Below are 22,745 nucleotides of genomic sequence, written 5' to 3'. Positions count from 1 at the left end.
ATTGGCTAGAACTAGGTGACCAAGTTTGGTTTTGGGAGATATTAGTGTGAAAGTAAAATTATTATTGCTTGGCATGATATTACTTTTGTCCTGTTCAACTGCGAAAAGTGCTCTTTATGTAAATTCTGAAAGTTGTATAGTGAAGTTAAATAACACAGAAAAAAAACTGGGGTTAATTACTCCATGCAGTTTAGTGAAAGTTCATGATAATTTATTGAATTTTAAGAAATATGGTGAAACAGAGGTTTATATTATTTCTGGGGCACCATCACCGTTAGATAAGCTGTCGAGATGGTCCGTAACAAAAGAAGATAACTGTTCACTAGAATATCAAGCTGTTATTGTTAATAATGAAACACTATCATTATCAAAGGTGAAGGATAAAACCTTGGTTTGCCCTAATTTAGGCTTGGATGAAAAAGTGTATAGGCAGTTTCTATCTGATTAAAAGCTTATAAGCTCATTTATAATAGCCATTTAAAGTTACGCCTACATTAAAAGGCGTAACTATTAAGGTTTGTTAAACAATCTTAATTACAGAATTTTTATCTAAACGCGATTTTGGTAATGCAGCATTATAATCTTGCTCTGGCTCGTGATAACCAATAGCGAGTGCCACCTCACAAACATAGTCGCCTAATTCATCTGCAAAAAGCTCACCGAGTAAGTCTTTATCGACACCTTCCATCGGTGTTGAGTCTAAACCTAAACGAGCCACTGTATGCATGGTATTACCTAAGGCAATGTAGGTTTGCGCTTTAGTCCAAGCAGCGTTAACACCTTGCTCATCAGTATTTAAATCAACAAAGGCGAAGGCGCCAAATGCTTGCTCTTTGTTTTCTGCTTTTGTACGGCCATTAGCAATATCGGCATCAATTACTTTTTCATAATCAGCACGTTTATAGCTTGGGTTATAAGCAAATAAAATGGTGTGTGATGCCGCTTTTGCATGAACTTGGTTAAACTGAAACTTATTTGCAAAACTATCATGCAGACGCTGTTTACCTTGCTCTGATTCAATGACCACAAACTTCCATGGTTGAGAATTAATAGACGATGGCGATAAACGTAATGCTTCTAAAATTACAGCTAAGTCTGCTTGGCTAATTTGTTTTGAAGCGTCGTAACGTTTACTAGTATAACGGCGTTGTAAGTCAGAAATGATTGGGTGTGTCATGATTTGCTCCCGCATGTATAACAATTAGGTGCAGTTTACGCCTTGCATACTTTACGATAAAGCGCATAATCGAATAAACATTATCAAAAATTTTTAGTTAATATGCTGGTTGAAGATCTTAAATTAATCCTCAAGGTGGCTGAATTTCGCAGTATTACAACCGCGGCAGCCAAATTAGACATGCGAGCTGCTACCGCCAGTGCGGCAATTAAACGTGTTGAAGCAGCGCTGGGGGCTGAGTTATTTGTTAGAACTACTCGTCATTTGCGTTTATCTGCGGCAGGGGAGCGCTTTTTACCTCAGTGTCAGCAAGCAGTGCTCATGCTAGACCAAGCCACACTCGCGTTAAAAGGTGAGCATGATGAAATTGAAGGAGAACTAAGAGTCGCATTATCTTCAGATTTAGGCCGCAACATCATTATCCCATGGTTAGATGAGTTACTTGATGAATATCCAAAGCTGAGTATGCGCCCGCATATTAGCGATAGTAATGTTGACTTTTACCGAGACTCCGTTGATTTTGCGCTTAGGTATGGCTCTCCATCCGACTCAAATTTATATGGCTTTAAAATTTGTAATGTTCCGCGGCTGTTATGTGCAACCCCTGAGTACATTGCCGAACATGGCACGCCGACACATCCCGATGAATTAAATCAGCATCAAGGCCTATTTTATCAACTACAAGATATCATCAATAATGTTTGGGAATTTACCGATGGAACCGAGCGTTTTAAGGTGAAAATGCAAGGCCGTCGAGCATCTAATGATGGTGATTTGGTAAGGCGTTGGTGCGTGGCTGGTAAAGGCCTAGCGGTTAAATCATGTATTGATATCAGTGATGATTTACTAAGTGGGCGGGTAGTGCCCGTGATGCAAAATTATCCTCACTTATGTGCTGAGCTTTGGCTAATATGCCCAAGTCGACAGTCCATTACACCCGCGGTTCGTCTAGTGCGTGATATATGCCGAGAAAAAACCAAGGCGATACTCAATCAACTGATTGAAAAAGGCATATTAGATAAGCGGGTACTCGATAACTAATTACTTTAGGTATAGAATAGCTTGGTTTATTCATCTTATTGATTAAGCAACATTCTCAGGGCGGGGTGAAATTCCCCACCGGCGGTATACTTTGAAATTATGTGAGCCCGCGAGCGCTTTAACTTTGGTTAAAGGTCAGCAGATCTGGTGAGAGGCCAGAGCCGACGGTGATAGTCCGGATGAAAGAGAATATAGTTTATCTATAAAACAGTAATTGGCTGCCTGCGGGTGGTCTTTTTTGCTGTGCCTTTCAATGTCCTGAATCTTTTCATATTTAATTTAATAGGTATTAAAAATGATGATTCAGTCTTCTTTACTTAGCCAATTTGGCGAACCACTTGAACGCGTTGAACGTGCTATTGCTGCCTTGCAGCAAGGTGAAGGCGTACTTGTAGTAGATGACGAAAACCGTGAAAATGAAGGTGATTTTGTGTATTCAGCACAGCACCTGACCACAGAGCAAATGGCCATGATGATCCGTGAAGGCAGCGGTATTGTGTGTCTTTGCATGGGCGATGAGCGTGTTAAACAGCTTGATTTACCACAAATGGTTGAGCATAACACCAGCCAGAACAAAACAGCGTATACAGTGACCATTGAAGCTAAAACGGGCGTGACAACCGGCGTTTCAGCAGCTGATCGTGTAACCACCATTAAAGCGGCAACAGCTTACAATGCAAAGCCTGAAGATTTGTCTCGTCCAGGACATGTGTTTGGGCTGCGAGCACAAACGGGTGGTGTATTAGTCCGCCGTGGCCATACCGAGGCATCCGTTGATTTAATGCAGTTAGCGGGTTTAACACCGTTTGGTGTTATTTGTGAATTAACGAATCCAGATGGTTCAATGGCTCGCTTGCCTGAAGTAAGCAAGTTTGCCAATGAGCACAACATGCCTGTTGTATCGATTGAAGATTTAGTTGCCTATATCCAAGCAACGCAAAAACAGGCTTGCTAAAAGCTTTAAGCCGTAAGTAAAAAAATAAGGCCACTCTTGTGGCCTTTATTTATTGTAATTTCTCAATAGCGTGTTTAGCACTTTCACTGTCAGGATTAAGTTTTAGCGCACTTTTGTAACTTGCTAATGCTTTTTGTTTATCACCAGCTGCTAAATATGCTTCACCTAAACTGTCAAACGTATTTGCTGAATCTGGATAAGATTGATTGTTGAGTTCAAACACCGTGATTGCGGCGTCTAGCTGATCCATCTGCATTAATTCATAGCCAAAGTAGTTTAGCGACCTTTCTCTAGGCGTATTACCCTCACTCACCATTTGCTGATAGCTATTCTTTAGTCCTGCAATACCTTCACGTTTAAATGCGTTATAAAGTTTACTATCTGCATGCTCTGTCGCTTTTTCGTAGGGTTTGCCATAGTAGATTGCAAGTAAGCCATTAGTCATGGGTGTGAGTGGCGCACCACCGGTGTTATTTAAAATAATAACCAGTAATTTGTCTTCGATTATTCTACTTATAAATGCATTAAAACCATTAATACCACCGCCATGTTGGATACGTGTTAGGGGTTTTCCGTAGGTGCTTTTATCAAGGTTTGTAACTTCCCAACCAAGCGCATAATTTCTTTGCTCAGAAACTTGATACATCTGTTTTTTATATTCGTTGTTCAATAACTTATCTGTGTAGAGAGCTTGATCCCATTTTAGTAAATCTCGTGCTGTTGAATACATTGACCCAGCAGCATACGGGATAGACATATCTAAATAATCAGTATTGCTATAACCTGCTAGGCCATTGTCGTAACCCGATACGCGAAATTTAATGATTTTATTGTGAGAATCATAGCCTGTATTCTTCATATCGAGTGGATCTAAAATATTCTTCTGTAATACGTCTTGATATTTTTGACCTGTTACCTTTTCGATTACCGCACCCAAAATAAAATAGCCAGAATTGCTATAACGAAACTCAGTGCCAGGTTCGAACACTAGATCATCACTACATAATAAGCGAATAAATTCATCAACACTGTAAGGGTTTCGGCTGTACTCATCACGAAACGATTTTGCTTGAGTATAATTACCAAGACCAGAGGTGTGATTAAGTATTTGCCGAATGGTAATTTTAGTGGCTATATCTTGTCTGTAATTAGGGAGGTATGTTGCAAGGTGATCATCGAGTTTGAGTTTACCATCTTGTGCCAATTGCAGAATTAACATGGCGGTAAACTGTTTGGTAATTGAACCAATTCTAAATTTACTTTTATTACTATGTTTTATATCCCATTCAAAGTTGGCATAGCCAACGCTTTGTTCAAACAGTACTTTTCCATCCTTTGCAACTAACACATTGCCATTAAACTGCTTAAAGTTATGAAAGCCATTAATAAATTCAGCCATTTCTGCTTGCATGTTTTGGCTGTGTGCGAGGCTTGAAATTGCGACTAAATAAAAAACTACAAGCAACCTTAGTTTGTTAAAGAATATGTTCATTGCTTTCCTTGTTATTTGTTGGTTACATTAATCGATGTAAAACTTCATTGCGCATGGCTTGATTGATAAGGCTTACCATTCTGGTGTGGTCTAAATTACTGTAATGCACTATGGATACACTCTTATTTTGAAGTGCTTGCCAATAACTAGCGGGGCTTATTGGGTCAGCGTTACTGACATAGAGTGTGGTTCTATTAGCTGATTGTTTGCCGTTCAGTAGGGCGATTAAATCAAGCTGTGTTTCATCAATAGCACTGTTTTGAATTACATTTTTTGCTGCGTTTTTAAAATCATTATCTTTTATAAAGTAACTTAAGGTTGGGTGATAACTTTTAGCTACGGACATTAATGCGGTATCAAAATGCACCATTGGTGCAACCATTATCTGTTGCTTTACATTAGGCATTTGCTTTGCAAGTTGCATAGCAGCAATACTGCCCATTGAATAACTTAAAATATCAATTTGTTGGTATTGATTGGTATTTAAATAATGCTTTAATACATCAAGACTGTTTAGGCCAAATTTGAATTCACTATACTGATTGCTCGCAGGCATTAGGATAACATCTTTGCCTGTAAAATGGCTAAGCCAGCGGGCTTGAAAGCTATAAATCAAACTACTCACACCATAACCTGGGAATAGTATAATTGCTGAATCGTTTTTCTGTTTGGCACCATTTATAGAGGTCAAAGTTGTTTCAAATGTTTCCATTTCCTCTTTAGATTTAAGTTGAAAAGTTATGCCAAATTGTTCACCTTGCTCAAAATATTCGATTAAATCATTATGGGAAAATATTCTAACTGCTATACAGTTATGCATAGTGTTACATGTTTTGTGAGGTATACCTTCGTAAACGGTATTCAACATTGGGTCGTCAGGGCCACCGTAAGATATCTCTTCTACAGGTTGAGTGATTTGATAAGCAATAAAACTCTGACAACCACTGAGGACTGAAATATAAAAAATGCAGAGGATAAAGCGCATAATTCCCTTTGTTGTTATTGTAGTATTTCCATTAATCACAACAACTTACCAATCAAGCGGCAATAATGCAATCGGATAATATTTGAACAAGGGTTGTAAGAGGATTGTATTACCACCTAGCGGTAAATCCTCGGTTATCTATGTGAACAAAACCACCGTGATGGGAGGCAGGTTTATAGCGACCAATACCGCCATTATAGCGACTGTGTTTTTGGAACTTTTCAAACACTTTATAAAGCACGTCAACATCAGCAATCGTTAGTTTGCCATCGCCATTTAAATCATCCATTCGGCCATCACCATCTTCATCTATATATAGGTCAAAGGCATCGCCGTATTGGTGTCGGCTGTGTTTGCCATTACCAATTGAGCGATTGTAGTGGGGTGTTCTATAGCCGCTGATAAAGGCAAATTTGCTGACTTTAATCCCTTCATTTTGTATAAACGAGAGCAGATCTTCGAGCATCATCAAGCCATCGTTGTTGACATAAAGGTATTTTGGAAAGCCACTCACTTGCTTACAAATTACATTTTTAACTTGCACATGAGGAGTCAGCTGGCGTGATAAGTCTTTCTCAAAAACTTCTATAAACCCGTTTGGCGCACTGTATTGTGTATAGCCTTTATAAGGCGCAGGGTAGAGGCCGATTTGGTAATTATTTAATTGCTTATTGTTAGCATTGAATGGTTTTTTCACTATAACGAGTAAGCGTTTGCTCGTTTTGTTGTTACTCAGTACTAGGCTATAAAACCCTGCATTTTCTGGGGCATAAACGGCAATGCTATTTGGCCCTAATCGCTCTGTCTCAACATCTGAAACCGCAGTCGCTGTAAAGTCAGCCGTGTTATCAAGTGTTAGCACTTGTTTTGCATCAAGTACAAGGCTGTGCAGCGAGTCAGTTAATTCAATGGCAGCAACAGAACATGTAGTTAACGCTAAGCACACACTAAAAATAATACGGCTGAAATACATAGTGACCTCTAAATTGTATTGTTTGCTAATGGTGTGGTGAGTGCTTTTAATAACGCGCCATCACGATTATAAACGTCGGTATAAAATTGTAGGCCCTCGTCGTTACCCGCAACGGTCCAATACATTAAAAGTACATCCAGCGGTTTTGATAAGCTGACTTTTTTAGTTTCTTTCGCTGCAATGGCGTCATCAATTTCACTACGGCTCCAATTATCTGAGGTTTCTAATATTTTCTCAGCTAAGGTGAATGGGTCATCAACTCTTACACAGCCGTGGCTAAATGCACGTTGGTCTTGCTGGAATAAACTTTTTGCAGGGGTATCGTGCAAATAGATTGAGTATTTATTTGGGAACATAAACTTGATTTGCCCTAATGAATTATTCTCTGAAGGCTGTTGTACAAACCAATACGGGAAGTTTTTGCGGCTAGCATTCGGCCAATCAATACTCTTGCTATCAACTGGGTTACGGCGACTATCAACCACAACAAAGTCTTTCTCGTTTAAGTAATTTGGGTTTTCTTTCATTTTTTTGATGATGCCACCTGAAATACTCCGCGGTACTGTCCACGTTGGATTCATCACGATATAACTCATTTGCCCTTTAAAAATTGGGGTTTTGGTGTAGTTTCTGCCTACAACTACGTTGGTTTGCCATTTCAATTTGTTGTCTTCAAACAAGTACAGCAAGTAGCCTGCGATATTTACCACTAAGAAGCGCTCTGTGAGCGTGTTATCAACCCAACGAATGCGCTCTAGGTTTACTAAAATATCATTAACGTACTCACTGTAATCTTTGTTGAGTAGTTTTAACGTCGCATTGCCAATCACACCATCATCAGCAACTTGATGGGCATTTTGAAAGCGTTTAACTGCTGTGACTAGCTCATCGTTATAATCAGTGGCATCATTGTTACTGCCGTCAAAATACTTTAGTCGTTTTAACTTTTGTCTTAAAAGCGGTACTGCTGGGTCTGATTGTCCGGGTTTTAATACCTTATTTTGCAGTGCGAAGTCAGGTAACTCGCCAGTGGCATCAAGCTCTCGATAAAACACAAGGGCGTCTTTTAAGCGCTTATAATGAGGCAAAACAGGTTTTAGGTTTTCAAGCCCTTTATCAAGGCTTTTGGATTTTACATGTTTAAGTAATGAGGCCGCTGCAGCATCTGGGCTGACATCAAACTGTTCATAGTTCCATGTGGCTGCCAATTGTTTTGGATTTACTTTTCCGCGAATTAAATGTTTTGCATAGGTCATGACGGCATCTGTCATTAGAACATCAAACTGTGCTTCGACGGCATCTGCTCCGCGTTTCTCTATTTCGTTGGCCAGCGCCATTAATGTATCAAAGTGATAGTCGTTAGGAGATAGCCCTTCAAGTTCTGCTTGCGCAATTAAATTGAGCGCTTGTTTGGCATATTTGTTGTCATCCCATACTCGTTCAAAACTATTTGCTTTATAGGTGGCAACAGTCATTTCAGGGGAATGGATATGCTGTCCTTCTATACTGTGAGATTCACCAATCAGAATAGGTTCAAGCTGTTGTTGCAAGTATTGGTTCTCAGCAAGCACTGGCATACAAATTGATAAACAACTGAGCAAAGCTGTGTAGCGCAGAATTTTCATAGCTATGTCCTTATAACGTATTTAGTTATTTTTTGAATTGTTTCTTTTTTGCTCATTTAAGCTTAGCAAAACAACAGGATTTATAGGAACATATTTTTAAATAAAAAACGCTTGGCAAATAAGCTTGCCAAGCGCTCGGTTGGGGTTTTGAGAGGGGATTAATGACTGGTTGTTTGTAATTTTGCTTCTGGCTCTGCTTTTTTACCTCTTAGCTTGCCAATTAAGCGTTTGAAGTCTTCTAACGCGACGTACTGACAAGGGATTAAAATAAGCGTAATGACCGTTGCAAATAACACCCCGAATGCTAGAGATACAGCCATTGGGATAACGATTTTTGCTTGTAAGCTTGTTTCCATAATGATTGGTAATACACCAATAAAGGTTGTAATCGAGGTCAGTAATATTGCTCTAAAACGACGCGCACCGGCTTGCATTACAGCTTCTTTGATTGCAACACCTTCGGCGCGGGCTTTATTGACAAAGTCGACCATCACTAGCGAGTCGTTTACGACAACACCTGCAACAGCGATGATACCGAATACTGATAGGCTACTCATTGTCATACCTAAGATCATGTGGCCAAACATTGCACCAATGACACCGAATGGAATAACCGACATGATGATAAATGGCTGTGAGTACGAGCGTAGTGGAATAGCAAGTAACGCAAAGATAATCATCATTGATAAAGCAAAGTCACGTACTTGTTCTGCAACACTGTCCATTTCTTCTTGAATACGACCGGCTACATTACTTTCTACACCTGGGTAGCTTTTCAGTAGGCTAGGTAAGTATTCGTCACGAATTTCTTTTGCAATGGCAAATGGTTCAGCTTGGTCAGTATTAACCGCAGCCCAAACGTTTACAGTACGTTTAGCGTTCTCACGGCGAATACGGTTTACACCATCTACAATGTTAACTTTAGCAACTTCAGCAAGCGGTACTTCAACACCCGTTGGCGTGATGATACGCGCATCTGTGATGTCACTTACTGCGTTACGCGATTCACGAGGGTAGCGGATCATTACTTTGATCTCTTCACCGTCACGTAAAATACGTTGCGCTTCTAAACCGTAGTAGCTAAAGCTAACTTGTGATGCTACATCTGATAGAGTTAGGCCTAGGCTGTAAGCGAGTGGTTTAAGTTCAAGTTGAACCTCGTCAGTTGCAGATTGTAGTGAGTCATTTACATCGCCTACGCCTTGCATGCTATTTAGCTTTTCTTTTAACTTAGCAGCCACTTCTTTGAGCTTATTGATATCTTTGCCTTCTAAGCGAAAGCTCACATCACCGTCATCACGACCACCGTTCATGATACTGTCTTCAATATTCAGCGTTTTCACACCTGGCAGTGGTGGCATTTGTTCGCGCCACATTGCACTTAATTGGAAGGTATCAATAGGGCGTAAGTCTGGTTCAACCAAAATCGCCATAATGCGTGCACTTGTTCGACCGCGTAAACTAACCGATAAATCGCGGATCATTGCTTGACCATATTGCTCTTCAAGTTGTTTATCGACATCTAAAATCAGCTTTTCAATTGTTTGCGCTGTCTCAAGGGTTGCTTGCTCAGACGAAGATAAGTTCATTTCAACTGAGATACGTGGGAAATCATGTGGAATTTTAGGGTTCGCAACAAATTTCACTAAGCCACCAGCGAACATACCGCCACTAACAATAAGTACACAGATAAAGCCAACAATCACGGTGTAACGGTAATGAATACAGCGACCAATAAATGGTGTGTAGTAATTATCAACAAAGTTCTTGAGGCCTTTATCCATACCTAAACGTAAGCGGTGTAATGGATTTTTAGGGTTCGCAGGTTTATTTTTCATGGCTGCTAAGTGAGCCGGTAAAATTAGTTTTGACTCAATTAGTGAGAAAATTAAACATAGGATTATTACACCACCAATGGCTTTAGAAAACGCAGAGCCAGGGCCTGATGCCAGTGTTTGTGGTAAAAATGCGGCAATTGTAGTTAACACCCCAAAGGTTGCAGGAATAGCAACGCGTTTTACGCCGCGTACTACGTTATCTAGGCTGTGACCGTGCTTTTCAATTTCAGCACTGGCTGACTCACCGACGACAATAGCATCATCAACGACTATCCCGAGCACCAGTATAAATGCGAATAAAGAAGCTAAGTTAACAGTGATATCAATAAAGCCAAGTGGCATCATTAAAAATGCACCTAGGAATGACACAGGTAAGCCCATCATTACCCAAAACGCTAAGCGTAGTGGTAAAAATAGCGCCAGTACCACCATCACTAAAATACCACCCCAAATCATGTTGTCGATCATCATGTTTAGACGACCTTCAAGGTAGTAAGTTAAATCAACAATCGGTGATAGTTTTACACCTGCTGGTAACTGTGGTGCTTTATCTGCTAGGTATTTTTTTAATACCGCAGCAACTTTAGTGATGTCTTGATCTTTCGACGCATTTACTTCAAAAGTCAGTGAGTTTTTACCGTTGTACTTAGAGTATTGTAAGCCTTCTTCAAAGCCGTCGTTAATTGTTGCTACATCACCTAAGAAAATTTGTGCACCATCTGGTAAGTGTAATAAAGGCAGATTTTCGAACTCTTTACCACGATACGCTTGATTTTCAACACGCATCGAAATATAGCCATTTTCAGAGCGAATTTGACCTGCTGACATATTGGCAGAGAAACTGCGAACGGCTGTGGCAATATCACGGAAAGTTAAACCATACTCACGTAGTTTATCTGGGCTAATTTCGATGCCAATTTCGTAGTTTAAGCCACTGTAAAAGTTGACCAAGTTAATTTGTGGTAAAGCTTGTAGCTCATCTTTAATATCATTACCAAGTTCTTTGAGCTGGTAGTTACTCATATCGCCATACAGCGCGAGTATCATCACTTCTTGCTCAAACTTTTCGCGGCGAACAATTGGGCGTTCCATCTCTGCAGGGAAGGTATTGATTGAATCAACCTGCATCTTAATTTCATCGAGTACTTCTTGCGGGTCGTACTTTTCTTCGATTTCGATCCAAGCTTGTGAAAAACCACGGTTCGAATAGGTAATTAAACGTTTAATGCCTTCGAGGCCCTCTAAAGACTCTTCGACCTTAATGGTGATGCCTTCTTCTACCTCTTGCGGCGCAGCCCCTGGGTAGACAGCTTGAATACTGATCCAGTTACTCTCAAATTGTGGGAACATTTGCTTACGCACCGACATTGCCGTCAATAAGCCACCCACTAAAATGAAAATCATAAGTAAGTTTGCAGCAACTGGGTTGCGAGCAAACCAAGCAATAAGCCCTTTTTCTCTGTGCGTGGTCATGGCTTATTCCTCTTTTAACGCTAACTGCGTTGTTGGCACACTCAGTGTTGCGTCATCTAACTTGACCGCCATGCCTTCAGTTGGGTATTCGAGTGCCGAGGTAATCAGTTGCTCACCATTAGCAAGGCCATTATCGGCGATCACCATGCCATTTTGCTCGCGAACGATGTTAAGTGTTTTAAAGGTAAGCGTTTCGCCATTTTGTAAAACAGCGACTTTTTTATCTTTAACTAAATGGTGCGGAACAACAATCGCGTTGTCTAACGCTCGGCCCTCGATAGTGGCGTTAATGTATGAGCCAAAACGTAATGGCTGCTTTTGCTCATAAGGCGTTGCTACTTGTGCTACTAAGTAATTCATGCGGCTACGTTGGTCAACAACTCCTTCGCTACGAACAATAGTTGCTTGCCACGTTGTTTGTTTACCTGCAAATTCAGCATTAATTGATACGCTTGCACCAATTCCTTGGTTATTTAGGTATTGCAGATCTTTATCAGCAACAGGTAAACGAATTTCAGCCAGTGACGTTGAGCTCAGGCTACCAAAGCTGTTACCTGGGTTTACCACACTACCTAGACTAATCAGGCGTTCGTCGATAATCGCATTGTAAGGCGCTTTAATATATGTGCGCTCAAGATTACGTTTAGCGCGTTTTACACTCGCTTGCGCAGCACGATAACTTGCAAGTTTTTCAGCAAGTTGTGGTTTACGTAAATAAAGCTCAGAAGGGATAACTTGGTTTGAGTCACCTTTGATGCGGTCCCACTCAGCTTGCGCAACTGACACCTGTGCACGTTCTATCTCAAGTGCAGAGCTTGCTTGGGCTAGTCCTGCTTCTGCTTCAATGAGTGCTGCTTCGTAATCATTTGGGTCAATACGTGCTAGAATGTCGCCTTGCTTAACAAATCCACCTTGTACAAATTGATCTGATAACGACACAACCTGACCACTTACTTGCGCAACAAGCTCAGTTTGGTTTTTAGGTTTAACGATACCGTATGATTTTACATCAAGGGTAATGGCGTCAAAGCTTAACGGTTTGATTGATACAAGCGGGCGCAGATCTTGTTCTGGTTTTTCTACTGGCGGTTGCTTCATTGAGGCAAATGCGAATGCCATTCCAAGTCCGCCGACTAATACGGCGATAGGGAGAATGATTTGTTTTTTACTAGCCACGGGATAGTCCCTCACGGTTGACGGTAATTAAAAATAAATTTGATAGGCTAAGCATACGCAATAAAGTGTTTACAAGGCGTTTGAAGATGTAACAAACCATTACACATATTTCAAAGGCGCTACAAAGGTTCTATAAGAGGTACTCAATGACAGATCAAATGGCATGCAGATTAGGCTGTGGCGCCTGTTGTATTGCACCCAGTATTAGCTCACCGATCCCAGGAATGCCCAATGGGAAAGCAGCGGGAGAGCGCTGTATTCAGCTTGATGATAATAACCTATGTAAATTATTTGGTGATGAATCAAGGCCTAAGGTGTGTAGTGACTTTTCTGCCACTATTGATGTGTGCGGCACGACAAATGAGCAAGCGTTGTATTTAATTACCGAGCTTGAGCAGATGACTTAAAAAAGATTAAACCTTTAACACTTTTTAACGGTTACTGGGATCAGTTGTGTTTTTTATAACCAAATTTTTATTCACAGCATTTAATATAATTTTGGTTATGGTTCGTGAGATGTCTAGGCGGTAGCGCGATAGAGGAATGCCAGTCAATTGACTGGCATTGTTGTTTTTGTTTACCACGTATAAGTAGCGCTGAGAGTATATTGCTCGCCGCGACCAGGGGTACCCGGGACTTCTTCGAAAGATTCATCCCAAATGTTGTCAGCTGCAAAGGTAACAAACACATTATCAAGCTGAGCTGGGGTGAATTTTAGCGTTAACTGCGTGAAGAAGGCTTCATCATCAGAGTTACGTAAGCGGTTACTATGTTGCTTACGCCATTCGTTATCGATACGTAGCTCAAGCACATCCATTGGTTGCCATACTGCACCCAGTGTTACACGGTGATCAGGGTAGTTAAGCGCATAAAAGCTCGCATCAATATCTGCCGCGCCATAGTCTTCTGACTTTTCTAAGTAGGTGTAGCTGGCAATCAACTCAGTGCTTTCAAACGATTTATTCGCTAAAAACTCAACGCCTAAGGTGTCTATATCAACCGGGTTTGCAAAACGAGCTGAGGTTGCATCAAAGCGATATGTCCAATCTGTCAGGTTTTTATCTTTACGGTAGAAAATAGCTGAATCTAAACGCCACGAAGACTGTTCAATCAGTAAACCTAGCTCAAGGTTATCGGTTGTTTCGCGCTCAAGGCTGTAGTTACTTCTGAATAATCCGCCCGTTTCGCTGCCGCCGATGGCGGTATAACCGGGAACTTGTGTTGCTTCTGCGTATGATGCATACCAAGTATGTTCACCGCCATTATGATTAGCTACTTTAAGGCTGGCATCGGCAATAAAAGAGGTATCTGAGCTATCACGGTTAGTATCATCAAATGCAGCACCAACACGTACAGTAAGCTCTTTGTTCGCTGTAAGGGCTGATTTGTACTCAGGTAAGATACTTAGCTTAGTGTAATTGCGTGACGTAAAGTTGTTTTCAAGAGACGTTGATTCAATTTCATCAGCAATAAATTGCCCAGCATAATTAATTGCATACTGGTTATTTAAACGGTGGCGTCCAGAGAGTCCCAATGACTTAACCGTGGTTTCGTGAAACGCTTCAAAAATAGCTGGGTTTTCACGAGACAAAACGTAATGGTCGTTATGTTTACGATAATAGCCAGTCACTTCAAAGGTATTGCTCTCACCATACACTTGCTTGTGGTTAAGCATGAAAAGCTTGGTTTCAAGATCTTCGGTTTCGTTAAAATTAAATGGCGTGTAAAGGTTTGGCCAACCAAAAAACTTCTCTTGGCGTCCGAATATTAAATCAGTTTGTGAGGTAGAGCTTGCAAGTTGAATACGCGCTGAAGCACGTTCAAAGTCGTGGTCGCCATTATCAATTGAGCCATCACTTTTTGAGTGCGAGTATTCACCCTCAAAACCTAATCGCCAATCAGGTTTACTATCCAGCTTTTGGCTATGGGCAGCATGAATGCTTTGTAAATTAAAGCCATTCGTACCTGTGCCAAGTGAAACGCTGCCAGTGTTTGTGATAGGGCGCCAGCCAAATGAAACTGTGCCAACCGAACTATTCATACCATAAAGGGCATTATCAGCCCCTGTAAGCACTGAAGGGCCTGTTAGCATTTGTGGCGCAATTGGAATTTCAGCAAAGTAGTGACCAGATTGCGGGTCGAATAATGTACTGCTACCAACACGAAAGCCAGTATTTTCAAAGATACCACCACGAATGGTGACATCAGCTTGTGCTTCAGCCATGTTACGTGATTGTAAATCGACACGTGGGTCATATTCTAAGTTTGATACCGGCGCATCAAAGGTACCAACAGGCTCTTTATTTGCGGTTGCTGAAACTTCAACGGTGATTTGTTCAATATTGTTGGTGTCTTCTGCTAGCACTGAGCAAGTGACGAATAATGCGGGAAGTGTAAGCTGTACTGCGCGTACCATCTAAAACTCTCTATTATTTTGATTAACTCGTTGCAGTGGCCGTTAAGAGCGCACTGGAAATTGCAGGTATTGTATCTGAATCACTGAGTTATACCACTCCAACCAGATTTCAGCAGGTAACAAAAAACCGCGCTAAGGCGCGGTTGTGCAATAAGAGCTGTGTCTATTTATTATTTAAAAAAGATGTGTGTTTCAGTTTGATTTTTTATTTTTAACTGCATCATATTTACCAAAGAAAGTAATGATGAGAGCAACAAAAATACCTATAAATCCAATGACCGAAAAAGCTAGGCTATATTCAGCTTTAATATTAAAAATATTAAGCAAGCTAGTTATTAACAATAGAAAAATACCGGAAATTTTTAAAATCGTCTGTGTTTTATTTAAGCAAAACCATGCTTGACAAGAGGGGCATTGATTTTCAATGAAGAGGCTGTTTGTATTAACCTTTTTTATATCTTTAGTCGCAATTATGGTTTTACAGTTTGGGCAAGTTAATTTCATTTTATTCCTTTTTGGATCTTTTCTCTAAGACCCCTAATTCCATTTAGAGTTATTTAAGTTAAAGCATCATAGCAAACTTTGATCTTCACAAACAAAAAAGCTCACAATTTGTGAGCTTTTCAAAATTATGTAAAAGGCTTATTGCTGAGGTTTTGGTGGGAAGTTACTTAGAATGTTAGCAACAGTCTCTTTGATAACTTCAGTGCGCTTTTCAGGTGATTGGTTCTTTTGCAAACGACCTTCTTTCGCACCACGCCAAACTAATTGGTTAGAAGCACGGTCTACCACGTCTAAAATTAACGTACCCACTTCGTATTCGCGAGCAGTTGTTTGCGTGTTATAACCCATACCCCAGTAATTCCAGCGTGCACCGTAACCTACGTTGAAGGTATCTACATCAATTTTAGTATCAACAGAGGCATGATAGTTAATCAGCACATCTGCTTGTGCTAAATCAACTAGCTTCATACCGCTTTTTTCAAGTTCAGCATTAACGGCTTCACGAACCCGTTTTTCCATTAAAGGACTAATTTGGTAGTTCGATACATTTTTAGTCAAGCTGGCATTCGGTACCCAAGAGAAGGTTTTATAATTACTAAAATCGGCTGATTTGTCGTAATCCCAATCAGGCGTTTTAGCACAGGCTGCTAAAAATAGTACAGCCGTCGCGATTAATAAGTTCTTCATATTGTTTGCTCCTTGGCAAAATTTCCACTACTTGATTGATAACATAACACAAAAAATACTCAACTGAATGATTATTTAAAAACTATGGCACATTTACAAAAAAGTACTGTAATAGTTTGTAATTAAGCACTGTGTTCCACTTCTATCCAGTCTTTTTCATCGACCCAGTTTTGTGCGCCATCTTTAACAGTGCGAATAGGGACGATGTAATCACAGCTAACTTGTGGTTTAACTGAGGCAAAAATCGGCACAAAGCCAAAGCTAAGCGCGGTTTCGATAATTGCTTTTTGGTTTTGTGGGTCGATATCGGCTGCTTCATCGATATAAATCGGAATACGATACAAGTTTTGTTCTTGATCACTTAATAAGTAACGAATAAACAGCATACCGCAAAGTAACTTAATGGTAATACGCGTACCGTTAGAACCGGCTGAATCGATTTTTTCGAAGTGCTCAGTTTCACCAGCACGGTTTACGACTTCAAAACGAATATCGAATAAGTCGGTCAGTGTTAAACCAGCTTTTTCAGAGGCAAGCTTAATCAAATGATCTTTCGCTTCGTTTACTGCAGATTCGCTATAAGGCTCTTGGCTTAATAGGTCTAGGGTATCGCCTTGCTCAAACTGATTTGAGGTACTAATAATGGTATCAATGCTATCAACCAACATCTTGCGAGGAATAACATTAATTTTAAATGCTTGAAGGTTAGAGATACGGTGCTGACTAATGCCTTTATTAAAGCTGTTCATTTCGCGGCGTAAGCGATCTAAGTCTTCACGCAAGCCTTTTATGGTGGCGGCTACTTCAGTTAAAGCAACTCGGCCTTGACGCTCAACCGCATCGCGCTCGTTATCAATGTTATGAAACGCGCTAATAAGCTTTTCGTATTTAGTAAACTCATCGTTTTCGTTATCAAATTTAGTAATACCTGCATTGTAAATATGCAGGTAGGTGTTACGTACGTTGATATCAAAGTTACGTAACTCTTGGCAGTCTTTATTGAAGTGGTGAATGAGGTCACTTAAGTTATCAAAATCAATACTGATTTCAATCATGTACGGAGTGACTTTTCCTGAGTAAACATCAAGGGTGTGATCGATACGTTCAGATTTAACTTGGCGTAAACGGTCAGCTTGGCGCGCGAGCAAATCTTTTTTCGACTTGATAATTGAGCGACGATCGCTGATTGAGCCACTATTTTTTTGAATGTCTTGCAGGTAGTCGTCAACTTGTTCGCGTTCTGCATTTAACTGCTCTTTTAGCAGAGTTTGTGCATCGACAGATTGCTGCATAACTTCAAATTGTTCAAAGCGTTTTAATGCTTCTTCTGAGGCCATTAGCTCATCATACAAGGCATCTTTTTCTTTTTGCTTTTCGGCGACATTTGCGGCGACCTCGCGCTGCTGTTTAAACTCTTTCAGTGAGTTTTCAAGGGCAGCAAGTTGCGCGGTTAATTGCTCTTTATTTTCGCCCGTTTGCATTTGCACTGGGCTTAGCTTTTTGAGTTTGATGCTTGCACCAGGGAGTGTCAGTACACCGCCTTTCACATTTGCCGATAATTGCTCTAAAAACTCACCAAAAGCATCTTCGTCTGTGATATCAACATCACCATTGCTGGTGGTGGCAAACGATAAGATATCTGGGTTTAGAATACGCGAAATCTCTTCAACTTCTTTTAAAGACAAATCTTCACGCATACGGGTGAATAAATTGAACTCAAGGTTCTTCAGCTGTAATTTTAAGCTCTTAATTTGCTTTTGTGTTTCGCTAATACGGTAATCAAGCGTGTGTAAGCTTTGACCTTGGGCACTGCTTAATGAATGCGATAGCGATTCATAATCTTGTTTAAGCTGCGTAAGGCTGACTTTTAAAGTGGCTTTATTAACCAATTCAAACTCAGATTTAAGCGCTCGATAGTCTAAAAACCATTGTTCAATTTGAGTTTGTTTACGTTCAATATCACGGGATTGCTGAATATACAGCTGCTGCTTTTGTTCGAACTCGTGCTTTTCGTGCTCGATATCCTCAAGGGCAATATTTAGCTCAGAGAGTTGCTCTTGTTGATAGGTTTCAAAGTCAATCAGTGCTTGGTCAATTTTTGGCGCATAGGCAGCAAGCTTACCTTTTAAAACCGTTTGGTTTTCAAGCATAGATTCAAGAGCTGCGATTGGCTCTTGCATTGACTCAAGGGCTTTTAATTCACGTTTAGCGCGATTCACTTTATCAAATGAACGTCGCCATACCTCATAAAAATCAACTCGTGAGTTTGACATATGGCGCTCAAATACGCGTAACATAAAGCGTTTAACATCGCTGGCACCTAACTTATGCAAGTTAAGGATACGGCGGAAAATTTCTTTGTAAATCGCTGAGTCTTGCACGTTATTGAGGGGGATCATCTTTAAGTTGATATCGCCATCAAATGGGGTTGCACCGCCAGTGAGTAGGGCGTTTAGCTCTTGCGCTTTTAATTCAATTGGATTAAAACCTTGCTCTTTTAAGTGATTAAAAAGCCTGGTGAATTTTACAATGGTTTTGCCTTGCGTGTAGTGTTCAAGGTTCAACTTACCTGGGTAGCAAAAAAACTGATGCGCGTAACCAGCAATTTTACCAAGGCCAGCAACACCAATCACCACAGGGCCATTAGGTAGGTCAGCTTCGAGTAAAATATAGGATTGATCTGACGAAAAGTAGAATTTTCGGGTTTCGTCTAAATCGTGGCCATCCCATTCTGTTAAACGTAAATCATTAATCAGTGGAAATTGCAGGGCATTAATCACCGAGCTTTTACCGGTATTATTAGGTGCACAAATAGAGCTACTTTTATCCAGCGGGATCACGCATTTTGCATAGCCAGCAGTATTTAAAAGCGCAAGTTTGCTGAGTCCGTATAGGCCTTGGCTTTGCATTATTCGTCATCTCCTAGGTAGGTTTCTTCGTTTACTTCCATCAATGCATCGATATAACGATAAATAGGTGCTTGCAGCATAAAGCCATTTTCTACTTCGCGAGCCAGACCTAAACGTACCATACGTAGGTAAACGTCTTTGCGTAAATCTGAGCCAGAGAATATTTCTAATTGATCAAACAGGTGCTTGTTGATTTGCACTAAGGTTTGCATTAGTTCAAGGTCGTTTACTTCGTCAAACAAGGCACGCATTGGATCTTTACCAGTATTGGCATAGTGCTCAATCAAGATGTAGATAGTCAGTGCGATGGCACGCGAAATTTTACCCATATTTGGGGTGCTTTCGTCGCTGCCAAAATAGTAAAAGCCACGGCTATCATGTTGTAGGTCATGGCCTAGGGCGTTAAATAACGCGCGATAAGCATCAATGTGTTGATCAAGCTCTTGCCACATCAGCGTGTCTTGTTCGCTAATGTGGTAGCCTGATGTGAGCTTTTTATTAATAGCTTGCAGATGCGTTAAATCATCTAAATTAATATCTGTCATGGTTATTGCTCTGTTGCTTTTTTATCGTCAGCAATCGATGAGTTAAATGGGTAAAGAGAGAAGTGTTGCTGGGCAATTTTTATTTTTACTTTCTCTTGGCTTTGGCTAATTTCAAGGTCGCCATCGCTAATCAATTTTTGATACAAGAACAGCATTTCGTCAGCCTCTAGATCTGGGTAGCTTTCATCTAAGAAACTAAGAAGCGGCTGAGCTTTTTGGTTGGCTTTTTTAAAGCGTTTTCTAAATTGTGTTTTAACATCGTTGTAATCAGGAATATGCGGGCTTTGATAGGCGGGCACATCATCATGTTCAGGAAGCTGATATTCATCGTGCTCAAAGTCAACTAAGCCTGCCATATAGGCCACGATATGACGTTGCTGACCAAGTGAAAAACGTTGCGCGTCTGAAACAAAGTTAGGGTGTACTGCACTTAACATGTTATCGACGCCATTTTTACGCACTAAACCAAGCACTTTAGCTGCTTGGCGAGTAATTAGGTTGTTACGGCGTAACTCTTCCCGTAGCGGCATCAGCATATCGGCGCTTTTACGTAAGCTTTCACGGCCAACTAAATGCATTTCTAAAATACGGGTACGTAATTGTTCAAGCATGCGTTTGTCTTGGTATGACTTACCAAGGCGGTCAATTTGCTGTATTTGCGCGCTAATTTGCGCTTCGATGGTATTAAAGCAAGCGTGGAAGTCACCTCGAATATCCACCATTTCCAGCATAGGCTCGATGTATTCATCGAACGCTTCAATTACAGCCTGATAGCGTTTTTGCAGTGATTGCACCGCGTTGTCTGCTTTTGCTTGCTCAACAATATTTAAAATTGCGTTTTCATTGTGGGCAAACAATTTCATTATTTTGCGTACCCGATCATCCATAATGCGGCTAAAGCGGCGAAGCTCGTCGTAATCTTCAATTTCACCGGCTTTAGCAAGGCGATTGCCAAGGCGAGCTAAGTCATCAACGAGCACGCTAATCTCTTGAGCAAGACCTAAGTGCTCTTCTTGTAGCAAGAAGGTCGCAAAATCGGCGATCGCGCGGTTTATTTCTAACTGTGATGATTTTGCCAGTGGAATGATAATATCTTGATTCAATAAACGATTTGTTTCTTTATAAATGCGTTCGTTTGACCATGAAGGCTGCTTTTGTTTTATCGCATTTTGTACGTCTTTCAAGCTGAAATCAGCCATCTTAAAACGTTTAAATAGCAGTTCTAACACCCCCCAATGTTCAGTAAGGGTATTTAATAACTTTTTAGCTGGGATCATAAGGCTCCAGTAAATTCAGACTTTGGTGTTGGCGATTAGTAGTAAATTATGTAATTGAGAATAGTTTTATGCTTTCTATGCTGCTAGAATCCGCGCCGAAACACTCGACTTACAATTTTTACATTATTATAAAGGTTGTTCAAACACCATGGTAACCCCACTTATCCTAACCCTGATAGCGGTGGCATTTTTGCTTATCGTTATAGAGGATATTATCCATGTAAACAAGGCCAAAACGACGCTTTTTTTTGGCACTTTATGCTGGATTATCTTATTTATCTCTCCAATTCATGGGCAAAGCCCAGAAACCATACAACATCAACTGGATCACAACATATTAGAAATCGCGACTTTGTGGCTATTCTTAATGGCTGCGATGACCTTTGTAGCGTATTTAAACTCTAAAGGCTTTATCCAGAATATTGTTCATAAAATTATGCCAAATCAAATCAGTGAACGAAAGCTGATGTTTCTGATTGGTGGTTTTGCATTTCTATTTTCATCTATTTCAGACAACATAACGGCAACTTTAATCTCGCTTGCGGTGGTGATGTCACTTAAGTTAGATCCTAAAAAATTAATAAAGTATGCGACCTTAATTGTATTTAGTGTTAACTCGGGTGGGGTGTCGTTGATCACCGGTGATGTTACAACCCTGATGATTTTCTTAGACGAAAAAGTCACCATTGCTAATCTACTATTATTAATTGCCCCTGCACTGACAAGTGTTGCACTGCTGGCGGCAATGTTGTCGGTGGGTATGTCGGGTAATGTTGTGTTTGAAAAACAAGCTGCCCGTCGCATCGAAAAAACAGATATTACCATTGCGGTTATCTTCTTCTCGACGATTATTGCCACGTTAACTTTGAGTGTGCTTTATAGTGTGCCGCCGCTGTTAACCTTTTTATTTGGTTTATCACTTATGTTTTTGGTTGCGCAATTTTTAATGCGCAAAAAAGACGTAAACAAAAAAATCATCGATTATATTCGTGAAATTGAATACGACACCTTATTGTTCTTCGTCGGGGTATTATTGCTGGTTGGTGCATTAAAAGAAGTCGGTATGCTTGCTAAATTTACTCACTTATATGAGTTGATGGCACCGGAATATGCCAACTACCTGATGGGGCTATTATCAGCGGCGGTAGATAACGTACCTCTAACTGCAGCACTTTTAAAAGCTGATATTGTGATGAGCCCTCAGCAATGGCTGTCGTTTACTTACGCAACTGGGGTCGGTGGCTCAATGCTTATAATCGGCTCTGCGGCAGGTATTATTGCCATGAGTAAGGTAAAAGCACTAACCTTTATGAGCTATCTTAAAATGTCGGTTTATTTATTAATTGCTTATACCGTTGGTTATTACGGTTCGCACTTAGCGGGCAGTTTAATTTCATAAAACGACTTGACAGCTAGACGTCTAAACGTTAACTTTCAAAGCCTGCTTTTAACAGCAGGCTTTGTTATTTTAACCAGGTGTTAACTTAACATTCAGAAGAGGTGCGATACTTAGGTAATTAATGTGAGGTGACGAACGCCGATGACCATTAATGAGGGAAGTACTCGCCGAGAAAATTAACCGGACGTCACGGTTATTTTTCGGTTTATGGGGCTGAATCCTCAAAACTGTCACCAAACTAGGTGGAGAGCTTCTGGCATGGACTACTCTTTA

18 protein-coding genes and 2 riboswitches are annotated in these 22,745 nt (G+C 40.5%); of the genes, 5 read left to right on the top strand and 13 right to left on the bottom strand.

The genetic code is table 11. The features are described from left to right. Positions 1–46: 46 nt before the first annotated feature. Positions 47–448 (top strand): hypothetical protein, encoded by a 402-nt coding sequence (locus tag BIZ38_RS00910; RefSeq protein ID WP_187489304.1) that lies wholly within the window; start codon positions 47–49, stop codon positions 446–448. Positions 449–520: 72 nt separating this feature from the next. Here the strand turns inward: BIZ38_RS00910 and BIZ38_RS00905 are convergent, their stop codons facing one another. Further along, positions 521–1,177, bottom strand: a complete 657-nt coding sequence (locus tag BIZ38_RS00905; protein WP_054551938.1) for a nitroreductase family protein — start codon at positions 1,175–1,177, stop codon at positions 521–523. A 102-nt stretch (positions 1,178–1,279) separates the two neighbouring features. Here BIZ38_RS00905 and BIZ38_RS00900 point away from each other — a divergent pair, with 102 nt between their 5' ends. Further along, positions 1,280–2,218 carry a LysR family transcriptional regulator gene (locus BIZ38_RS00900; protein ID WP_187489303.1) on the top strand — a complete coding sequence of 313 codons (939 nt, stop codon included), beginning with the start codon at positions 1,280–1,282 and terminating at the stop codon, positions 2,216–2,218. A 47-nt stretch (positions 2,219–2,265) separates the two neighbouring features. Continuing rightward, positions 2,266–2,413: riboswitch (FMN riboswitch) on the top strand. 106 nt (positions 2,414–2,519) lie between these two features. Further along, positions 2,520–3,173: a 3,4-dihydroxy-2-butanone-4-phosphate synthase gene (gene ribB, locus BIZ38_RS00895; protein WP_316247561.1), complete on the top strand. Its 654-nt coding sequence runs from the start codon at positions 2,520–2,522 to the stop codon at positions 3,171–3,173. 49 nt (positions 3,174–3,222) lie between these two features. Here the strand turns inward: ribB and BIZ38_RS00890 are convergent, their stop codons facing one another. The 6 genes from BIZ38_RS00890 to BIZ38_RS00865 form a co-directional block, all read right to left on the bottom strand. Then, positions 3,223–4,665 (bottom strand): serine hydrolase domain-containing protein, encoded by a 1,443-nt coding sequence (locus BIZ38_RS00890; RefSeq protein ID WP_187489302.1) that lies wholly within the window; start codon positions 4,663–4,665, stop codon positions 3,223–3,225. Positions 4,666–4,687: 22 nt separating this feature from the next. Then, positions 4,688–5,689, bottom strand: a complete 1,002-nt coding sequence (locus BIZ38_RS00885) for an alpha/beta hydrolase (protein ID WP_187489301.1) — start codon at positions 5,687–5,689, stop codon at positions 4,688–4,690. Between the two features lie 70 nt (positions 5,690–5,759). Further along, positions 5,760–6,623: a D-Ala-D-Ala carboxypeptidase family metallohydrolase gene (locus tag BIZ38_RS00880; protein ID WP_187489300.1), complete on the bottom strand. Its 864-nt coding sequence runs from the start codon at positions 6,621–6,623 to the stop codon at positions 5,760–5,762. Between the two features lie 8 nt (positions 6,624–6,631). Continuing rightward, positions 6,632–8,248 (bottom strand): murein L,D-transpeptidase, encoded by a 1,617-nt coding sequence (locus BIZ38_RS00875; RefSeq protein ID WP_187489299.1) that lies wholly within the window; start codon positions 8,246–8,248, stop codon positions 6,632–6,634. Positions 8,249–8,406: 158 nt separating this feature from the next. Then, positions 8,407–11,559 carry an efflux RND transporter permease subunit gene (locus BIZ38_RS00870; RefSeq protein ID WP_187489298.1) on the bottom strand — a complete coding sequence of 1,051 codons (3,153 nt, stop codon included), beginning with the start codon at positions 11,557–11,559 and terminating at the stop codon, positions 8,407–8,409. Positions 11,560–11,562: 3 nt separating this feature from the next. After that, complete coding sequence (locus BIZ38_RS00865) at positions 11,563–12,735, bottom strand: efflux RND transporter periplasmic adaptor subunit (RefSeq protein ID WP_187489297.1); 1,173 nt, start codon at positions 12,733–12,735, stop codon at positions 11,563–11,565. Positions 12,736–12,893: 158 nt separating this feature from the next. Between BIZ38_RS00865 and BIZ38_RS00860 the strand changes: the two genes are divergently transcribed. Beyond that, positions 12,894–13,142, top strand: a complete 249-nt coding sequence (locus BIZ38_RS00860) for a YkgJ family cysteine cluster protein (RefSeq protein ID WP_054562006.1) — start codon at positions 12,894–12,896, stop codon at positions 13,140–13,142. Between the two features lie 170 nt (positions 13,143–13,312). Here BIZ38_RS00860 and BIZ38_RS00855 read toward each other — a convergent pair whose 3' ends face one another. The 6 genes from BIZ38_RS00855 to BIZ38_RS00830 all read right to left on the bottom strand — a co-directional run bounded on the left by BIZ38_RS00855 (position 13,313) and on the right by BIZ38_RS00830 (position 21,073). After that, positions 13,313–15,151 carry a TonB-dependent receptor gene (locus tag BIZ38_RS00855; protein WP_187489296.1) on the bottom strand — a complete coding sequence of 613 codons (1,839 nt, stop codon included), beginning with the start codon at positions 15,149–15,151 and terminating at the stop codon, positions 13,313–13,315. 192 nt (positions 15,152–15,343) lie between these two features. Further along, a complete protein-coding gene (locus BIZ38_RS00850; protein WP_138600501.1) occupies positions 15,344–15,655 on the bottom strand; it encodes a hypothetical protein in 312 nt (103 codons plus the stop codon). 138 nt (positions 15,656–15,793) lie between these two features. Next, on the bottom strand, positions 15,794–16,342 hold the full coding sequence (locus BIZ38_RS00845) for a DUF4136 domain-containing protein (RefSeq protein ID WP_054551495.1): 549 nt from the start codon (positions 16,340–16,342) through the stop codon (positions 15,794–15,796). A 122-nt stretch (positions 16,343–16,464) separates the two neighbouring features. Further along, positions 16,465–19,251 (bottom strand): ATPase, encoded by a 2,787-nt coding sequence (locus BIZ38_RS00840; protein WP_187489295.1) that lies wholly within the window; start codon positions 19,249–19,251, stop codon positions 16,465–16,467. Continuing rightward, positions 19,251–19,796: a condensin complex protein MksE gene (locus tag BIZ38_RS00835; RefSeq protein ID WP_063705788.1), complete on the bottom strand. Its 546-nt coding sequence runs from the start codon at positions 19,794–19,796 to the stop codon at positions 19,251–19,253. The genes BIZ38_RS00840 and BIZ38_RS00835 overlap by 1 nt, the downstream gene beginning before the upstream one ends. A gap of 2 nt (positions 19,797–19,798) precedes the next feature. Then, positions 19,799–21,073 (bottom strand): hypothetical protein, encoded by a 1,275-nt coding sequence (locus tag BIZ38_RS00830; RefSeq protein ID WP_187489294.1) that lies wholly within the window; start codon positions 21,071–21,073, stop codon positions 19,799–19,801. A 148-nt stretch (positions 21,074–21,221) separates the two neighbouring features. Here BIZ38_RS00830 and nhaD point away from each other — a divergent pair, with 148 nt between their 5' ends. Next, positions 21,222–22,472, top strand: a complete 1,251-nt coding sequence (gene nhaD, locus BIZ38_RS00825; RefSeq protein WP_054551492.1) for a sodium:proton antiporter NhaD — start codon at positions 21,222–21,224, stop codon at positions 22,470–22,472. A gap of 88 nt (positions 22,473–22,560) precedes the next feature. Continuing rightward, positions 22,561–22,733: riboswitch (Lysine riboswitch) on the top strand. The last annotated feature ends 12 nt before the right edge of the window (positions 22,734–22,745 follow it).

Origin of the sequence: Pseudoalteromonas sp. BZK2 (genome assembly GCF_014349195.1) — a bacterium.
In the GTDB taxonomy this organism is placed as follows: domain Bacteria; phylum Pseudomonadota; class Gammaproteobacteria; order Enterobacterales; family Alteromonadaceae; genus Pseudoalteromonas; species Pseudoalteromonas simplex.
Note: the sequence above shows the minus strand (reverse complement) of the source record. Positions and strands in the feature narration are given on the sequence as shown.